The organism is Bradyrhizobium sp. KZN70725 (genome assembly GCF_055264925.1).
Genome location: NZ_JBUYWT010000004.1, coordinates 146,060 through 163,121, shown reverse-complemented (window position 1 = coordinate 163,121; position 17,062 = coordinate 146,060). Strand labels below are relative to the sequence as shown.

At 65.2% G+C, this 17,062-nt stretch carries 18 protein-coding genes; 12 read left to right on the top strand and 6 right to left on the bottom strand.

Annotated elements, in window-relative coordinates:
• Window positions 1–51 precede the first annotated feature (51 nt).
• Together ACZBJS_RS05610 and ACZBJS_RS05605 are read right to left on the bottom strand one after the other, a co-directional pair.
• Complete coding sequence (locus ACZBJS_RS05610; protein ID WP_199805192.1) at window positions 52–792, bottom strand: peptidoglycan-binding domain-containing protein; 741 nt, start codon at window positions 790–792, stop codon at window positions 52–54.
• Complete coding sequence (locus ACZBJS_RS05605) at window positions 785–2,587, bottom strand: PAS domain-containing sensor histidine kinase (RefSeq protein WP_410469690.1); 1,803 nt, start codon at window positions 2,585–2,587, stop codon at window positions 785–787. The genes ACZBJS_RS05610 and ACZBJS_RS05605 overlap by 8 nt, the downstream gene beginning before the upstream one ends.
• A gap of 119 nt (window positions 2,588–2,706) precedes the next feature.
• Between ACZBJS_RS05605 and ACZBJS_RS05600 the strand changes: the two genes are divergently transcribed.
• From ACZBJS_RS05600 to ACZBJS_RS05590, 3 genes are all read left to right on the top strand, one after another.
• A complete protein-coding gene (locus tag ACZBJS_RS05600; protein WP_316394539.1) occupies window positions 2,707–3,012 on the top strand; it encodes a hypothetical protein in 306 nt (101 codons plus the stop codon).
• Between the two features lie 17 nt (window positions 3,013–3,029).
• Window positions 3,030–3,410 (top strand): DUF5330 domain-containing protein, encoded by a 381-nt coding sequence (locus ACZBJS_RS05595; protein ID WP_316394540.1) that lies wholly within the window; start codon window positions 3,030–3,032, stop codon window positions 3,408–3,410.
• 144 nt (window positions 3,411–3,554) lie between these two features.
• The gene (locus ACZBJS_RS05590; RefSeq protein ID WP_141343262.1) at window positions 3,555–3,986 is read left to right on the top strand and encodes a SufE family protein; all 432 of its coding nucleotides are present in this window, start codon (window positions 3,555–3,557) and stop codon (window positions 3,984–3,986) included.
• A gap of 4 nt (window positions 3,987–3,990) precedes the next feature.
• Here ACZBJS_RS05590 and ACZBJS_RS05585 read toward each other — a convergent pair whose 3' ends face one another.
• Both ACZBJS_RS05585 and ACZBJS_RS05580 read right to left on the bottom strand, forming a co-directional pair.
• Window positions 3,991–4,404 (bottom strand): Ros/MucR family transcriptional regulator, encoded by a 414-nt coding sequence (locus tag ACZBJS_RS05585; RefSeq protein WP_057015640.1) that lies wholly within the window; start codon window positions 4,402–4,404, stop codon window positions 3,991–3,993.
• A 177-nt stretch (window positions 4,405–4,581) separates the two neighbouring features.
• Window positions 4,582–5,472, bottom strand: coding sequence for a DUF308 domain-containing protein (locus tag ACZBJS_RS05580; RefSeq protein WP_316394547.1), 891 nt, complete (start codon window positions 5,470–5,472; stop codon window positions 4,582–4,584).
• A 339-nt stretch (window positions 5,473–5,811) separates the two neighbouring features.
• Here ACZBJS_RS05580 and ACZBJS_RS05575 point away from each other — a divergent pair, with 339 nt between their 5' ends.
• Both ACZBJS_RS05575 and ACZBJS_RS05570 read left to right on the top strand, forming a co-directional pair.
• Window positions 5,812–7,461, top strand: coding sequence for a glycosyltransferase family 39 protein (locus tag ACZBJS_RS05575; RefSeq protein WP_141339566.1), 1,650 nt, complete (start codon window positions 5,812–5,814; stop codon window positions 7,459–7,461).
• 146 nt (window positions 7,462–7,607) lie between these two features.
• Window positions 7,608–8,387: a class II aldolase/adducin family protein gene (locus ACZBJS_RS05570; RefSeq protein ID WP_463438492.1), complete on the top strand. Its 780-nt coding sequence runs from the start codon at window positions 7,608–7,610 to the stop codon at window positions 8,385–8,387.
• Window positions 8,388–8,490: 103 nt separating this feature from the next.
• On the opposite strand, the gene ACZBJS_RS05565 is transcribed toward ACZBJS_RS05570, so the two are convergent.
• Window positions 8,491–9,891, bottom strand: a complete 1,401-nt coding sequence (locus ACZBJS_RS05565; protein WP_463438491.1) for a M20/M25/M40 family metallo-hydrolase — start codon at window positions 9,889–9,891, stop codon at window positions 8,491–8,493.
• A 95-nt stretch (window positions 9,892–9,986) separates the two neighbouring features.
• A complete protein-coding gene (locus ACZBJS_RS05560) occupies window positions 9,987–11,606 on the bottom strand; it encodes a helicase HerA-like domain-containing protein (RefSeq protein WP_463438490.1) in 1,620 nt (539 codons plus the stop codon).
• Between the two features lie 352 nt (window positions 11,607–11,958).
• Here ACZBJS_RS05560 and ACZBJS_RS05555 point away from each other — a divergent pair, with 352 nt between their 5' ends.
• The 7 genes from ACZBJS_RS05555 (at window position 11,959) to ACZBJS_RS05525 (ending at window position 17,056) form a co-directional block, all read left to right on the top strand.
• Complete coding sequence (locus ACZBJS_RS05555; protein WP_016841849.1) at window positions 11,959–12,324, top strand: hypothetical protein; 366 nt, start codon at window positions 11,959–11,961, stop codon at window positions 12,322–12,324.
• Window positions 12,325–12,381: 57 nt separating this feature from the next.
• Window positions 12,382–12,789: a DUF4332 domain-containing protein gene (locus ACZBJS_RS05550; protein ID WP_018270650.1), complete on the top strand. Its 408-nt coding sequence runs from the start codon at window positions 12,382–12,384 to the stop codon at window positions 12,787–12,789.
• Between the two features lie 87 nt (window positions 12,790–12,876).
• A complete protein-coding gene (gene folP, locus ACZBJS_RS05545; RefSeq protein ID WP_463438489.1) occupies window positions 12,877–13,734 on the top strand; it encodes a dihydropteroate synthase in 858 nt (285 codons plus the stop codon).
• The gene (gene folB / locus ACZBJS_RS05540; RefSeq protein WP_016842351.1) at window positions 13,731–14,111 is read left to right on the top strand and encodes a dihydroneopterin aldolase; all 381 of its coding nucleotides are present in this window, start codon (window positions 13,731–13,733) and stop codon (window positions 14,109–14,111) included. Before folP ends, folB begins: the two co-directional genes overlap by 4 nt.
• 6 nt (window positions 14,112–14,117) lie before the next feature.
• Window positions 14,118–14,609: a 2-amino-4-hydroxy-6-hydroxymethyldihydropteridine diphosphokinase gene (gene folK, locus ACZBJS_RS05535; protein WP_463438488.1), complete on the top strand. Its 492-nt coding sequence runs from the start codon at window positions 14,118–14,120 to the stop codon at window positions 14,607–14,609.
• A 105-nt stretch (window positions 14,610–14,714) separates the two neighbouring features.
• Window positions 14,715–16,589, top strand: coding sequence for a methylmalonyl-CoA mutase family protein (locus tag ACZBJS_RS05530; RefSeq protein WP_463438487.1), 1,875 nt, complete (start codon window positions 14,715–14,717; stop codon window positions 16,587–16,589).
• Entirely contained in the window at window positions 16,586–17,056 is a 471-nt protein-coding gene (locus ACZBJS_RS05525) for a GFA family protein (RefSeq protein ID WP_057015646.1), read from the top strand. Before ACZBJS_RS05530 ends, ACZBJS_RS05525 begins: the two co-directional genes overlap by 4 nt.
• Window positions 17,057–17,062 lie beyond the last annotated feature (6 nt).

The window sequence follows — 17,062 nt, the reverse complement described above, 5'->3', positions numbered from 1 at the left end:
CGGGACAAGCCCGGGCATGACGAATACATATTCAATGCCTTCGCAGAGAGACTACTCGATCGAATGGCCGATCATCGCGCCGAGCTCGCGCACCAGGCGATCGGACATCTGTCCGGTCACCGGCAGCTTGCGGGCGCGCTCGAACTTCGCGATCGCGTGCTGGGTGTCGGCGCCGATCGTGCCGGTCGGCTTGAGCTGGCCGTAGCCATACTCGGTCAGTGTACGCTGGACCGCGGCGATGCGTTTTCCGGCCGGGCTCAGATGCTGTGTCGGAATCGACGCCGGCGGACGAATGACGCTGGACGGCGCGGCGGCCGGGGACGGTGCTGCGGCCGGTGGCGCAGTGGTCGATTTCAGCACCAGATTGGCCATCGGATCGACCGGCTTGGCCTCGACCTTGGGTTCTGCCGGCTTGGCTTCGACGGACCTGGTCTCGGCCGGCTTGGTCTCCACCGGCTTCACGTCGACGGGCTCGGCCGATCGGGCAGCCGCCTCGGCCGGACGCGGGCGCGGTATCGGGCTGGTGGCCGCGGCAACCGGGGCCGGCGGCGGCAGCGTCACAACCGAACCGCCGAACATCGGCGACGGATGACGGCCCGCCTGCAGGAACAGCGCATTGATCAGGATCGCAACGATGGCAGACGTCGCCAGCACGCCGGCGACCAGATCCTTCGGACTGTGCAGCAGCAGGCGCAGGACGAGGCCACGTTCCTCCTCGGCCGCGATGGCCACTGCCTTGGCGCCGCGGCGACGGCGCGGCGTTTCATCGTCATCCAAAGTCTGTCTAGGCACTCTTCTTCACCTGATGGGTCTGCTCTTGTAGTCCGGAACGCAGCGCGGGCTTCAGGGTCGAGACATTGCTGGACGGCTCGACGGCGGCGGGCGGGGTGAACGCCAGCGGCAGCGCGACCGATACAATGGTGCCCTCGCCCACCTTGCTCTCCACATTGATTTCGCCGTGGTGCAGGCCGACCAGCCCCTTCACGATGGAAAGACCAAGACCGGTGCCCTCGTGGCGGCGCTGATAAGTCTTGCCGGCCTGGAAGAACGGATCGCCGATCCGCTTGAGATCATCGGCGGCGATGCCGACGCCAGTGTCCGAGACACGCAGCACCAGCCGCGATCCCTCGACACCGGCCGACACGGTGACCTTGCCGCCGCGCTCGGTGAACTTGATGGCGTTCGAGACCAGATTGAGCACGATCTGCTTGAACGCGCGCGGATCGCCGTTCACGATCGGCAGATCGTCGGGCACGCGGGTGACGAGATCGACGCCGCTCTCGCGCGCCTTCAACGCCACAAGATTGCAGCAATTGAGCAGCGCCGGCCGCGGCGCAAACGGCTCCGGCGAAATCTCGAAATTGCCGGACTCCATCTTCGACATGTCGAGGATGCCGTTGACGACCGACAGCAGATGCTGGCCGGAATCGTTGATCAGCTGCGCGTATTCCTTGCGGCGGGCCACGTCGAGGCCGAGCACGTCTTCCTGCGCGATCATCTCGGAGAAGCCGATGATGGCGTTGAGCGGGGTGCGCAGTTCGTGGCTCATGGTGGCCAGGAAGCGCGTCTTCGACGCATCGGCCTGCTCGGCCACATTGCGCGCCTGTTCGAGCGCCTGCTCCTGCACCTTGCGATCGGTCACGTCGCGGATCACGGCGACGACCTCGGCATCGGCGGCGGCCTGATCGAGCGGGCGGCAGCGCATCTCGGCCCAGATGAATTCGGCGACGGCTTCGCCCCGCGCACCGTCACGGCGCACGCGGAACTCGACGCTGCGGGAGTCACCGCGCGCGGCGTCCGACAGCGCCGTGAGATAGGCCGGGCGATCGGCGACATGAACGCGGTCGAACAGGCCGTGGCCCAACAGCCGCGATGCCGGCACGCCGAGCATGTTCTCGGCCGCGGGCGAAATGAAGCGCACCGCGCCGTTGCGGCTGTGCCGCGACAGCACGTCGCTCATGTTATGCGCGAGCAGGCGGTAGCGCTCTTCCTCGACATAGAGCAGCGCCACGCTGGTGCGCGCCAGCGACTCCGCACCGAAGGCGAGCCCGGCGGCGTAGAAGATCCCCGACACGACGCCGAAGCCGACCAGCGTGCTGTTCGAAGCAACCGCGGGATCGACGACCGGCAGTACATGATAATGGCCGAGCACGCTCAGCAGCGCCGCGCAGATCATCGCCAGCGCGAACGCAAACGCCACCACGCGCCGGGAGGCCGACAGCGCCGCCTCGATCGGAATGACGACGAGCCACACGGCGGCGAACGAGGCGAGGCCGCCGGTCGTCGCCGCGATCATCATCACGAGACCGGCGAGCGCCAGCGACGACAGCACATGCGCGCCTTCATAGCGGCCGGTGCGCGACAGGAACCACGACAGCAGGATCGGCGCGATCAGCCAGGCGAATGCCGCGACCTCGATCGCCGTCGGCGCACCGCGCATCGCAAGAAAGGCAGGGAACGAGGCAAGCGCCGCCAGGCTGCCGAGCAGCCGCGGCGCCATGAAGGCACGATGGCGCGCACGCGTCAGCGCATCATATTGCGCCGACGGATGCAGCAGCGCATCCAGGCAATCGCGGATCAGACTCAAACTACTCACAGCACTCGCGCTTCGGCTCAATCGTCAACTCAGACGCGCCGGAACGCCTCCTTCGTGATTGCAGGTCAACGTGTCAGAGCGAACTTAAGCGAACGCTAAGGCTGGGCGGCGTGCCGCCAAACACCGTGCATTGGAGCGGGTTTGACCCGCTATTCACCGGCCATTTGTCGGGGATGGTGAACGGCTGGTTTCCGGATGCGACATTCTATGGTTTCGAAATGGTGGACGCGGCGAATCCTGCGTATCCGGCGCGCGTCGGCCGCCATCAATCGAAAATTTACGGCGAATCAATTCAGGCGAATTTTCCGCGATTTTTCGGCGGATTTACTTCAATGCAGATACTTCCGATTTATCGACCGATGCTAACCCTCAAGGCCAATAGCGGCATCGACCGCTCAAGAAGCAAGACAAGATAGACGACCGGGATCGCGCCATGTTCTTCCTGCTGCGTTTGGCATTCTGGCTCGGGCTTGTGCTCGTGCTGCTGCCGAGAGACAAAACACCTGAAGCGGACAAGGCGCCGCAGATCAGCGCGTCGGACGCGGTGTCGGCCGCGACCGCGACGATCAACGACATGGGTCAGTTCTGCAAGCGCCAGCCGTCCGCCTGCGAGGTCGGCGGCCAGGCCGCGACCGCAATCGGCCAGCGCGCGACCGACGGGGCGCGCAAGCTCTACCAGATCATCACCGACAAGAAGCCACCCGACCACACCGGCTCGATCGGCCAGGACGATACCGATTCAGCCACCGCGTTCCGCGACACGCTGACCGCGGAGGATCAGTCGATCGAATTCCGCCTGCCGCCGACGCCGTGAGCGGAAACCAAGGCGCTGTCGAGCGAGGCAGGCACCGGTTCGCGTGAAGAAAACGCGTCAAAACAGCCGGGAACCGGTTCCATTTTCATCGCTTTCGCGGCCCGCCTTCCTATATAAGCCGTCAAGGACAGGACGCGGGCCACGATGACGACGATCGACGAAATCAGGGACAATTTTGCGCTGCTGGACGAGTGGGACGACCGTTACCGCTATGTCATCGAGCTCGGCCGCACGCTCGAACCGTTGTCGGAGGCGGAGCACTCGGCCGAGAACAAGGTGCAGGGCTGCGTCAGCCAGGTCTGGCTGTCGAAGCGGATCGAGCGCGATGCCAACGGCGAACCGCGCCTGATCTATATCGGCGACAGCGACGCCCACATCGTGCGCGGCCTGGTCGCGATCGTGCTGACGCTGTTTTCCGGGCAAACGCCCAAGGAAATCCTCGGCACCGACGCGCTCGCGCTGTTCGACGAATTCGGCTTCCGCGACCATCTGACGCCGCAGCGCTCCAACGGCCTGCGCTCGATGGTTGACCGCATCCGCAACGATGCGCGCGAGGCGCTGGCGTCCGCCGCGTAGATCTTTACTTCCGCTTCCGCGCCTGCTGACCGAGACCCATCTTCTTGGCGAGCTGCGATCGCGCCACCGCATAGTTCGGCGCCACCATCGGATAGTCGGCCGGCAGGCCCCATTTGTCGCGATACTGCTCCGGGGTCATGTTGTACTGGGTGCGCAGATGGCGCTTCAGCGACTTGAAGCGCTTGCCGTCCTCGAGGCACACCAGATATTCGGGCGTGATCGACTTCTTCATCGACACCGCAGGCTTGGCCGGCTCGCTCGGCGTGTCGTTGCGTCCGCTCGACACCCGCAGCAAAGCGGAGTGGACCTGGCTGATCAGGTTCGGAATGTCCGAGGCCGGCGTCGGATTGTTGCTGAGATAGGCCGAAACGATGTTGGCGGTCAGCTCGACCGGCGTTTTGCCTGACGTATCGGACATGGCTCAATCTTCCCCGTGCTCTCGGTAGCCCGGCGCCCACCGGACAGTATCCATGCGCAGCAATACATTAATGGAATCGCGTACTACTTTGCGAATATGCACGAATTGCAGCAAATCTGACAACAACGGCCGCGTTTCCGGCTACGGGCCGGCCGCGCGCAAGTATTGGCCCGGATCTTAAGGCCGCTGCTCCAGATGCGACCTGAGCTCGTCGATCGAGGCAAATCGCATCATGCCCTCCGGCATCTGCGCCTCGATTGATCCGTCCGAATAGAGCGAATAGGCCATGCCGTCGACGACGCCGGATTTGAGCACGGTCACCGGCGGCTGCTCCTGCGGCGGCGGCGGATGGCCCGACGACGGCGAGGCGGCGGCGGCCGACTGGGCCTCGCCGAAGGTGGATGGCGTCCGGGGGCCGCGCCGCGGGGCGACGTCGACCGGCCGCGGCCGGTCGGCCTTCGGCCAGGCATCGTCGAAGGTTGCCGACGCCGGTTCGGCCGAACCACCCGGATTCGGACGCAGTTCCGGCGACAACAGATCCGGCGTGAGCGGTTCGGCGGCACGCCCCTGGCTCCGCTCGCGCTCCTTGCGCGAGGAGGAAAACAGCAGATTGCGCCGCTTGGGCGGCGCAGCGCCATCCGCGGGCGCGGCCGCCGGTGCGGGCGGCGGCACCTCGCCTGATGCGCCGCGCGAGGCGATCTCGTCGTGCCAGGGCGGCGCCGCGGGAGCGGATGGCGGGAACGCTGGAGCCAGCGGCGGAGGCGCCGAGACCTTCGGCTCAGGCGGCGGGAACACCGGATCGTCGGGAGTGCCGCGCGGGGAAGTTGCAGACGGCGACCCGGACCGCAGACCCACTGCCACGACGGCATCGAGCCGGTCGCCCATGGCCTGGAGTTCGCGAAGGATGGCGGCAAGGGCGAGAACAATCACGCCGGTACATGCGCCGGTCACGCCTGTTGCGATCAACGTGCCGCCGACGCTGAATTCCTTGTTTGGAATTCCGAGGCCGATCGCCGCCAAGCCCGCCACGACCAGGCCCGCGCCGACGACCAACAGACCAACCTTCATCGAACTAACCCCCGGGAGACCCATCCGAAAATCGGCGCGGGCCACCAACGCCACGATACCGTCATATTGCCCACACCGCCAACCGCCAATTGTAGACAGAGTTCCCTAAAATCCCGCTTAACCAAGCCGCGATGCGTTGCTTCACCGCGGCCGCAGTGGCTGTCGGGCAGCCAGCTCCCGTAGATCTACTGGCTACGAATTGCTGCCAATTTATTGCAACGCATCTGGGAAATTACGCCACAATTACCAATTACTCGGAAACGGAACTGCGCTATGGATGCCGGGGAATGAGGCCCTAAAGCGCCAATCTGGGCCACAGGCACGCCGGTATCACTAGCTATGTCATCGATTACGACGTCTGCCCTCGAGGCGCCTGCGCGGCGCTCGGTGGAGAAGACCTGCGACGATCTCGCTGTCCTCGTCCTCGGCGTGGTCGCCGTGGTCGCCGGCTTGACGTTCCGCGACTACGGTCTGGGCTGGGACGATTACACCCACGCTGAATATGCCGACCTCCTGCTGCGCATGTACGAGTCCGGGTTCAAGGACACCGGCGCGCTGTCGTTCGCCAATCTGTATATGTACGGCGGCGGCTTCGACATGGCCGCGGCCTTGCTGCACAAGCTCATTCCGCTCGAACTGTTCGAGACGCGCCGCCTGCTCGGCGCGATCGTCGGCGTTATCGGCCTTGCCGTAACCTGGCGCCTGGCACGCCGTGTCGGCGGCCCGCTGGCGGGACTGGCGGCGCTGCTGCTGCTGGCGCTGTGCCCGACCTTCTACGGCCACATGTTCATGAATCCGAAGGATGCGCCGTTCGCCGTGGCGATGGTGGTCCTGATCATGGGCCTGGTCCGCCTGATCGAGGAATATCCGGCGCCCTCGCCGCGCACCATCCTGATCGTCGGCCTGGGGGCAGGCCTGTCGATCGGCTGCCGCGTGCTTGGCGGGCTCGCATTGATCTACGCCGTGGTCGGCTTCGTCCCGCTCCTGATCGAGGAATTCCGCAAGCAGGGCCCGCGCGAGGCGACCCACCGCTTTGCCCATGTCGTCTATGTGCTGCTGCCGGGACTTGTGCTGGGCTATCTCGTGATGGGCCTGATCTGGCCGTGGTCGATCATGGAGCCCGGACATCCGCTCGAAGCGGTAACCTATTTCTCGCACTTCTTCGAGAAACCGTGGAAGGAGATGTTCGACGGCGCGCTGGTGTCGGTGCCGGACATGCCGTGGTCCTATCTGCCCACCTTGTTCGCCCTGCAGCTTCCCGAAGTGCTGCTGGTGCTGCTGGCCGCCGCCGTCGTCATCACCCTGATGTCGCTGTCGCGCTACGACGTCACCGCAAAGCGCAAGTCGATCATGCTGATGCTGACGCTGGCGGCGACGCTGCCGCTGGTGATCGCGATGGTGAAGCGGCCGGCGCTCTATAACGGCATCCGCCACTTCATCTTCGTGATTCCGCCGATGACGGTGCTGGCCGGCGTCGCATTCGCGCGCGGCATGGACTGGCTCGGCGAGAACCGCCGGGCCTGGCAGCCCGCGGCGCTCGCCATGTTCGCGTTCGGCCTCTTGCTGCCACTCAGCGAAATGATCCGCCTGCATCCGTATCAGTACACGCACTTCAACCACATCGCCGGCACGGTGCGTACCGCGGACAACTTCTTCATGCTGGACTATTGGGGCCTGGCGCTGAAGCAGGCATCCGACGGGCTGCGCGAGCAGCTGGCGGAGCGGCAGGAAGTGCCGCCGCAGAACCGCAAGTGGAAGGTCGCGGTGTGCGGGCCGCAGCGCCCCGCGCAGGTCGCGCTCGGCCCTGATTTCACGATCGGATGGGACAGCAATGCCGCCGACTTCGCGATGACACTCGGCGAATTCTACTGCAAGGGGCTGGCCGCGCCGGTCATGGTCGAGATCAAGCGCGACGACGTCGTGTTCGCCCGCGTCTACGACATCCGCGGCCGCAGCATCTCGAGCCTGCTGGCGATCCCAGCGCCGTAACGCATCACGCTGCCCACTGACGATCGCCGTTCGGATCGTGGGCCGCATGCCGACATGACTGTCACGCCGTTGCCCTGCCTTGCTGCGGTCCGGCGGCGGCGCTACGCTTGGACCAAGCAATAACGCCATCAATGGAGCAATTGGCCATGTCGCCAGCGGAAGCGCGCCTGAAGGAAGTGCCGTCGGATATGAGTGCGGCGGAATGGGAGCAGCGGATCAATCTTGCTGCCTGCTACCGGCTGGTCGCGCTCTATGGCTGGGACGATCTGGTCGATACCCACATCTCCGCCGGCGTACCGGGGCCCGAGCATCACTTCCTGATCAACCCCTACGGGCTGATGTTCGACGAGATCACCGCGTCGAGCCTCGTCAAGGTCGACCTCGACGGCAACCAGCTTTCGAAGAGCGACTACAGCATCAACCCGGCCGGCTTCACCATCCATTCGGCGATCCACGAGGTGCGCGAGGACGCCGGCTGCGTGCTCCATCTGCACACCGTCGACGGCACCGCGGTATCGAGCGGCCCCGACGGGCTGCTGCCGCTGAACCAGACCGCGCAGCTCGTCACCCACGACCTCGCCTATCACGACTATGAAGGCATCGCGCTCGATCATGACGAGCGCCCGCGCCTGCAGCGCGATCTCGGCAGCAAGAACCACATGCTGCTGCGCAATCACGGCACCCTGACGGTCGGCCGCTCGGTCGCATCCGCGTTCGAGCGGATGTACCATCTGGAGCGCGCCTGCTCGATGCAGGTGGCGACCCGCGCGCTCGGACCGATCGCCTATCCGGTCGACCAGCATGCGATCGACAAGAACACCGAGCTGCTCTCCAACCCGGACCGCGCCGAGTTGCGCTCGACCCAGCTGGTCTGGCCGCCGCTGCTGCGCAAGCTCGACCGGGTCAATCCCGGCTACCGTGATTGAAATTTCATAATCTTCGGGTAGGCTAACGGCCAACATCCTCTGCACTACCGAATCAAAACGCCGCCCAATTCCGGGCGGCGTTTTTACGTGAATTGCCGTTGCGCTATTTGGCGTCGGCGAACGCCGCCAGGATCCGCGCCCAGGAGCGGATGCCCTTGTGGTAGCTCTTGAGGTCGTACTTCTCGTTCGGCGAATGGATGTTGTCGTCGTCGAGCCCGAAGCCGATCAGCACGCTGTCGAGGCCGAGCGTGTGCTTGAAATCGGCGACGATCGGGATCGAGGCGCCGGAGCCGATCAGCAGCGCCTCCTTGCCCCATTCGTCGGTCAGCGCACGGCGCGCGGCTGCCAGCGGCTTCATGTTCCAGTCGAGCGCGATCGCCGGCGCGCTGGAATGGTCGGTGAACTCGGCCTTGCAGTCGGCCGGCAGGCGCGCCTTCACATAGTCGCGGAACGCCTTTCGGATCTTCTCGGGATCCTGTCCCTCGACCAGGCGGAACGAGACCTTCGCTGACGCCTCGGCCGCGATCACCGTCTTGGAGCCCTCGCCGGTATAGCCGCCGACGATGCCGTTGATGTCGCAGGTCGGGCGCGAGGAGACCTGCTCGATCAGGAGCCGGTCCTTTTCGCCGGCGGGCACCGAGAGGCCGATCGGCTTGAGGAAGCTCTCCGGCGTCAGATTGAGCTGCTTCCACTGGGCCAGAATATCCGGCGGCAAATCCTTCACGCCGTCATAGAAACCGGGGATGGTGATGTGGCCGTTCTCGTCATGCAGGCCGCCGAGGATCCGCGTCAGCACGCGGATCGGGTTCTGCGCGCCGCCGCCGAACACGCCGGAATGCAGATCGCGATTGGCGGCCTTGATCTTGACCTCGTCATAGACCAGGCCGCGCAATGAGGTGGTGATCGCCGGCGTATTCGGGTCCCACATGCCGGTGTCGCAGACCAGCGCGAAGTCGGCCTTGAGGTCGTCCTTGTTCGCCTCGAGGAACGGCACGAAATTCTTCGAACCGATCTCCTCTTCACCCTCGATGACGATCGTGATGTCGACCGGCAGCGATCCCGTCACCGTCTTCCAGGCGCGGCACGCCTCGACGAAGGTCATCAACTGTCCCTTGTCGTCCTCGGCGCCGCGCGCGACGATGATCTTGCGCCCGTCGGCATGGTCGGTCACGACAGGCTCGAACGGCGGACGGTGCCAGAGATTCAAGGGATCGACCGGCTGCACGTCGTAGTGGCCGTAGAACAGCACGTGCGGGCGTCCGTCGGTCGAGCCGTTCAGCTTGCCGACCACGGCCGGATGGCCGGCAGTCGGCCGCACTTCGGTCTTGAAGCCGAGGGTTGCGATGTCCTTGGCGAGATGATCGGCAGCCGCCTTGCAGTCATCAGCGAAGGCCGGATCGGCCGAGATCGATTTGATCCGCAGCAGCGTGAACAGCCGCTCGAGACTGTTGTCGAAATCGGCGTCGATGCGGTCGAGGACGGGCTGCAGCTTGGCGTTGGACATCGCGGATATCCTTTTTGTTGGACGTTGCGCCAGGTTGTAGCGCGCCGGCCGCGGGAGGCAAAGCCGGTCTCCCGCTTCAGCCGACCGGCGCGATGCTATCGGCGCAGCAATCCACCGAGCGCGCCGCGCACCAGCGCCCGGCCGATCGAGCCACCAACCGAACCGCCGAGCGATTTGCCGAGATCGGCGGCCACGCCACCGATCACCTTGTCGGTCACCGAGCGCGTGACGCTGCGCGCGATCACCTGTCCGGTCGACATGCGGCCGCGCTTGACGTTGGTGCCGAAGATCGTGGACGCGATCGAACCGAGCTGGCCGAGGATGCCGCCCCCCTCGCCGCCGGCGCTGCCGTCCGCCGGCGCCGCCGTTCCGGCGAGCCGCTTCTGGATGATCTCGTAGGCGGATTCGGCGTCGACCGCGGTGTCGTATTTGCCCTTGACCGGGCTCGCATCCATGATCGCCTTGCGCTCCTCCGGCGTGATCGGCCCGATCCGCGCCGACGGCGGGCGCACCATGACGCGCTCGACCATCGACGGCGTGCCGCCGCCCTCGAGGAACGACACCAGCGCCTCGCCCTTGCCGAGCTCCATGATCACCCGCGCGGTGTCGAGCTTCGGATTGGGCCGGAAGGTCTGTGCGGCCGCGGCAACCGCCTTCTGGTCGCGCGGCGTGAAGGCGCGCAGCGCGTGCTGCACGCGGTTGCCGAGCTGCGCCAGTACCTTGTCCGGCACATCGATCGGATTCTGCGTAACGAAATAGACGCCGACGCCCTTGGAGCGGATCAGCCGCACCACCTGCTCGATCTTGTCCATCAGCGCCTTCGGTGCGTCGGTGAACAAGAGATGCGCCTCGTCGAAGAAGAACACCAGCTTCGGCTTCGGCAGGTCGCCGGCCTCCGGCAATTCCTCGAACAATTCCGAAAGCATCCAGAGCAGGAAGGTGGCGTAGAGCCGCGGGCTCCGCATCAGCTTGTCGGCGACCAGGATATTGACGATGCCGCGGCCGTCGCGGTCGGTCCGCATGAAATCCTTCAGCGTCAGCGCCGGCTCGCCAAAGAACTTGGCGCCGCCCTGGTTCTCGAGCACCAGGAGCTGACGCTGGATCGTTCCGACGGTCGCCTTGGACACATTGCCGTAGCCTTGCGCGGCCTTACGGATCGGCGCCAGCGGATCCTCGTCGTCGGCAGCCTTCTTGCTGCCGTCCGGGGCGATCGCATCCAGCAGCGCCCGCAGGTCCTTCATGTCGATCAACGTGAGGCCGTTCTCATCGGCGACACGGAAGGCAACATTGAGCACGCCCTCCTGCACGTCGTTCAGATCGAGCATCCGCGAGAGCAACAGCGGTCCCATCTCGGTGATGGTGGCGCGCACCGGATGGCCCTGCTCGCCGAACACGTCCCAGAATACGGTCGAGAACTGATCCGGCTGGAAGGTCAGGCCCATCTCCTTGGCGCGCTTCAGGATAAAGTCCTTAGCCTCGCCGACTTCGGAGATACCGGAAAGATCGCCCTTGATGTCGGCTGCGAAAACCGGAACGCCGGCGCGCGCAAATCCTTCAGCCATGACCTGTAGCGTGACGGTCTTGCCGGTTCCGGTCGCACCGGTCACAAGGCCGTGGCGGTTGGCCAGTGCAAGCGTCAGCCAGGCTGTTTCCTCGCCCTTGCCGATAAAGATTTTCTCATCGGTATCGGCCAACTTGGTGTCGGACGTCGCCATCGCTTCGCCTCTTAACGCGATTTTAAATCGGCTCGATCCATTCGAACCGATGACATCATATTGCATCTTGCAGGTCGATTGAAACCATCGGCGCGCACTGATGTATATTGTCGCTGCACCAGTTCCTCATACTTTATTCCCGGCCAAGATTCCGGGCCAAGTGACGAAAGGCATTGCGCATTGCGACAAGATGGTGTGAATCCGCCGCTCAATCTTGCAGAGGTGCAACACTCCCGACGCGATCGAAAAAGAAAACGAACTGAAATGCGCGGATCGCTTGTATTTCGTGACACAGGCGCTCAAGATAAATCTTCAAGAATGATCCGGCAAAAACCGGTTGAGGCGGGGCAATATGGACGAATTGGTTGGGCAGCTGGCCGCGAAGGCCGGCATCGACGGTGCTGTCGCTGAAAAAACCATCGGCATCGTTCTGGGTTTCCTCCGTAACGAGGGACCTTCCGACAAAGTTCAGGCTCTGATCGACCAAATCCCCGGCGCCGAAGCGGCAATCGCCGCCTCCAACAACAGCGGTGGTCTATCGCGGTTGATGGGTGGCGGTCTGATGGCTGTCGGCACCCGGCTGATGGCGCTTGGATTGAGCATGAGTGAGATTCAGAACGTCGCGCGTGAACTTTTCAGGTTCGGCCGCGACAAAATCGGAGCGGATCAAATGGGCGAGATCATCTCGGGGACGCCGGGCCTCAGCCAGTTTGCCTGAAGCATTCTCCCAAAACGCCATTGCACGTGCGCTCCCTTCTACCTGCATACGAGTATCATGACATACCCCCTCTCCGAGATCGAAGGCCTGTCCGCCTATTGCGCCACCAAACTGAAATCGCAGGGTATCCGCACGACCGACGCACTGCTTGAAGCCGCCCGCACCGTCAAGGGACGCAAGGCGCTCGCCGCCAAGACCGGGATCAGCGAACAACAATTGCTCGAATGGGCCAACATCTCCGACTACATGCGGATTCCCGGCATGGGCAAGGCGAAGGTCGGCCTGGTCCGCGCCGCCGGCGTCACCACCGTGCGCGAGCTCGCGCACCGCAACCCGTCGCGGCTCGCGCAGAGCATGAAGGACGCCAATGTGCGGCGTAAGCTCGTCCGCGTGATGCCGTCGGAGAAGTCGGTCGAGCTGCTGATCGAAGAGGCACGCAAGCTGCCTCCCAAGATCACCTATTAGCCTGTCTTAACGGCATTCGGCCGCCGGCCGCGTCACCCGCCATCGCCGCACCTTGACTTGCCGCTGCGGTCAGCGCAAAGCCACCGCATGATGGCGAGCAAGCCCATAGCATCGACGGTGACCGGCCCGGCCGTATCGGCGCTGCTGCCGGCGCTGTTGTCGCGGCCCTATCCGGCCGTGATGGGCATCCTGAACGTGACGCCGGACTCGTTCTCCGACGGCGGCCAGTTCGCCGCACCCGAAGAGGCGCTGGCGCAGGCCCGCAAGCTGGTCGCCGAGGGCGCCGATATCATCGACATTGGCGCGGAATCCACCCGTCCCTACGGCTCGCAGCCGGTCACCGCCGAGGCCGAGATGGCGCGGCTTAAACCGGTGCTGGCCGACGTGATCGCGCTTGGCGTGCCGGTCTCGATCGACAGCATGAAATCGGAGGTCGTGGCCTGGGCGCTCGACCAGGGCGCTGTCATCGCCAACGACGTCTGGGGCCTGCAGCGCGATGCCGGCATGGCGCCGCTGGTCGCCGCACGCGGCGTGCCCGTGATTATCATGCACAATCGCGAGCAGGCCGATCCGGCGATCGACATCATGCAGGACATCGCCGCCTTCTTCGAGCGCTCACTCGCGATCGCCGCAAGCGCCGGCATTTCGCCCGATCGGATCGTGCTCGATCCCGGCATCGGCTTCGGCAAGACCCCTGAGCAGAGCATGACCGCGCTGGCACGGCTCTCCGAGCTCGGCGCGTTCCGACTGCCGCTGCTGGTCGGAGCCTCGCGCAAGCGCTTCGTCAGCACGGTCGTGCCGTCGGAGCCGCAACAGCGGATCGGCGGCTCGATCGCGGCGCATCTGATCGCCGCGCAGAATGGCGCCCGCATCATCCGCGCGCATGACGTCGCCGAAACCGTTCAGGCGCTGCGCGTGGCCGCAGCAATCGAGGGACAACAATGACCGACACGATCTTCATCACCGGGATCGTCATCCATGCCCGTCATGGCGTGATGGAACATGAGACCGAAGTCGGGCAGCGCTTCGTCATCGATCTCGAGCTCTATACCGACCTCTCGGAATCCTCGCGCACCGATCGCCTCTCCGACACCGTCTCCTATTCCAACGTGGTGGCGACCGCGACATCGGCATTCAAGAACACCAACTACAAGCTGCTGGAGCGCGCCGCCGGTGCGGTGGCCGAGGACATCCTGGCGAGCTTCCCGCGCATCCGGGCGGTCAAAGTCACGGTGCACAAGCCGCACGCGCCGATCGCCGCGATCTTCGACGATGTCGGCGTGGTGCTGACCCGCTCGCGCCATCAACCGCCCCAGGGTTGAACGCAGATGGCTGACGTCCTGATCGCCCTCGGCGGCAATGTCGGCGACGTCCGCACCACGTTTCGCAAGGCGATCGCCAATATCTGCGGCATGACCCAGGCCGCGCTTATCGCACGCTCGTCGGATTATTCGACGCCGCCCTGGGGGGAGCAGCAGCAGCACAGCTTCATCAACGCCTGCATCGAGATCGAGACCAGTCTCGATCCGCACGCGCTGCTGTTCACGCTGCACAAGATCGAAGCCAAATTCGGCCGCGACCGTGCCAATGAGCAGCGCTGGGGGCCGCGCACCCTCGACCTCGACCTGATCGCCTATGACGACGTCACACTGAACAAGCCGGAACTGACGCTGCCGCACCCGCGTTTGTTCGAACGCGCCTTCGTCTTGGTGCCGCTCGCCGAGATCGTTCCTGACCGCGTCATCGCCGGGCGCCGCGTCGCCGATGCGCTGGCGAAGGTCTCTACAGACGGTATTTTCCGTCTAGCGGACCTCGATTAAAGCCAAACCACCGCAAACAACCGTTTGGCTTGGCCGCCCGCCCGTGGCAATTTCCGGCCAAATCAAGGGGCCCCGCGCGGGGCCGGTGAAGGACGATTTGGGCGGATGACGACCTCGACTGACGATTTGGCTCTGGCTTCGGATTTTCGACCTGCGACCTATGACGACTGGCGCAAGCTGGTCGACGGCGTGCTGAAGGGCGCCCCGTTCGAGAAGCTGGTCGGCAAGACCTATGACGGCCTGAAGATCGATCCGATCTACCGCCGCGCCGCCAATTCAAGCCCGCTTGCCGGCCGCGCCGCCGCTGCGCCCTGGCAGATCCTGCAGCGGGTCGATCATCCCGATGCCGCACAGGCCAATGCGCAAGCGCTGCAGGATCTCGAGAACGGGGCGACCGGCCTCGAATTCGAGTTCGCCGGCGGTCCCGGCGCGCGCGGCTTCGGTCTTGCCGACGCCAGCAAGAAGACGCTGGCGCGCGCCTGCGGCGGCGTCCATCTCGATGCCGGCATCATGATCGCGCTCAATCCGGTGATCGGCCGCGAGAACGCCGGCGAGACCTTTGCCGACATGGTCGAGGCCCGCAAGCTCGACCCGGCCAAGCTCGATCTGCATTTCAATTACCAGGCACTCAGCACGATTGCCGTGCGCGGTGCTGCGACAGCCGGCTGGGCCGACTACGCAAAGCCGTTCGGCCAGATGGTCAACGGCCTGATCAAGCGCGGCTTCAAGGGGCCGTTCGTGCTGGCCGACGGCCGGCCGGTCCATGATGCCGGCGGCTCCGAGGTGCAGGAACTCACGTTCACGCTCGCGCTTGGCCTCGCCTATCTGCGCATGCTGGAAGACGCCGGCATCGAGCTCGACGCGGCGCGCGCGGCGATCTCGTTCCGCCTCAGCGCCGACGCCGACCAGTTCCTGACCATGGCGAAATTTCGCGCGCTGCGGCTGCTGTGGGCACGTGTCGAGCAAGCCTGCGGACTTGCGCCGAAGCCGATCGTCGTCAACGCGCAAACCGCCTGGCGGATGCTGACCCAGCGCGATCCCAATGTGAACATGCTGCGCGCGACGATCGCGACCTTTGCGGCCGGGCTCGGCGGCGCCAATGCGATCACGGTGCTGCCGCACACGCTGGCGCTCGGCCTGCCTGATGACTTCGCCCGGCGCGTGGCGCGCAACACGCAACTCGTGCTGCTCGATGAGTCCAACCTCGCCAAGGTCTCCGATCCCGCGGCCGGCGCCGGCGGCATCGAGACGCTGACCTCGCAGCTCTGCGAGGCGGCGTGGACGCTGTTCCAGGAGATCGAGAAGGCCGGCGGCATCTTCGCCGCACTCGAGCAGGGACTGCTGCAAAACAAGGTCACCGCGACGCGATTGCTGCGCGAGACCAATGTGGCGAAGCGCCGCGACGTGCTGACCGGCGCCAGCGAATTTCCGGATCTGCGCGAGGCCGCCCCCGCGGTGCTGGATGTGAAACCATCAGCGCCGGCGTCCCTCGCCGGCGCCAAGGTGAAGTTCGACGCCCTCGCGCCGATGCGGCTTGCCGAACCGTTCGAGGCGCTGCGCGACAAGTCGGATGCCGCGCTGAAGGCGCATGGCGCACGGCCGAAGATATTCCTGGCCAATCTCGGCACCGCCGCGGACTTCACGGCCCGCGCGACCTTCGCCAAGAGTTTCTTCGAAACCGGCGGGATCGAGGCTATCGACAGCGAGGGTTTTGCCGACGCGGCGGCGCTGGCCGCGGCCTACAAGGCCTCGGGCGCCACGCTGGCGTGCATTTGTTCCTCGGATAAGGTCTATGCCGCCAGCGCCGTTGAGGCCGCCAGGGCCCTTCAAGGCGCCGGTGCAAGGCATATCTATCTGGCAGGGCGGCCCGGCGACCAGGAAGCGGCGCTGCGGGCGGCCGGCATCGGCGAGTTCGTCTTCGCCGGCGGTGATGCGCTGGCGACATTGCGCGACGCCTATCGGCGGATGGAGCAGACATGAGCGCAGAGGCACCATCGACACCCGTTCTGACCGGCGGCTGCCAGTGCGGCGCCGTCCGATTTGCCGTCTCGGCGGCACCGACCCGGATCAGCATCTGCCACTGCCGGATGTGCCAGAAAGCGTCCGGGGCGCCATTTGCCTCTTTCGCCGACATCGATCGCAACGACTTCAGATGGACCCGCGGCAAGCCCGCCGCGTTCAGATCCTCCTCGATCGCCGAGCGCGACTTCTGCGCCGCCTGCGGAACGCCCCTGAGCTTCCGCCGCATCGACGGGCCCCGCATCGAGATCATGACCGGCGCCTTCGACCGGCCCGACCGGGTGATACCGACGCAACAATTCGGAACCGAGTCCCGCCACGGCTGGGTGGTCGGCATCGCCAACCTGCCGAGCCAGACCACGATGCAGAATTACGGACCGGACAAGATGGCGACCATCGTCAGCCATCAGCATCCGGACCACGATTGAGTTAGA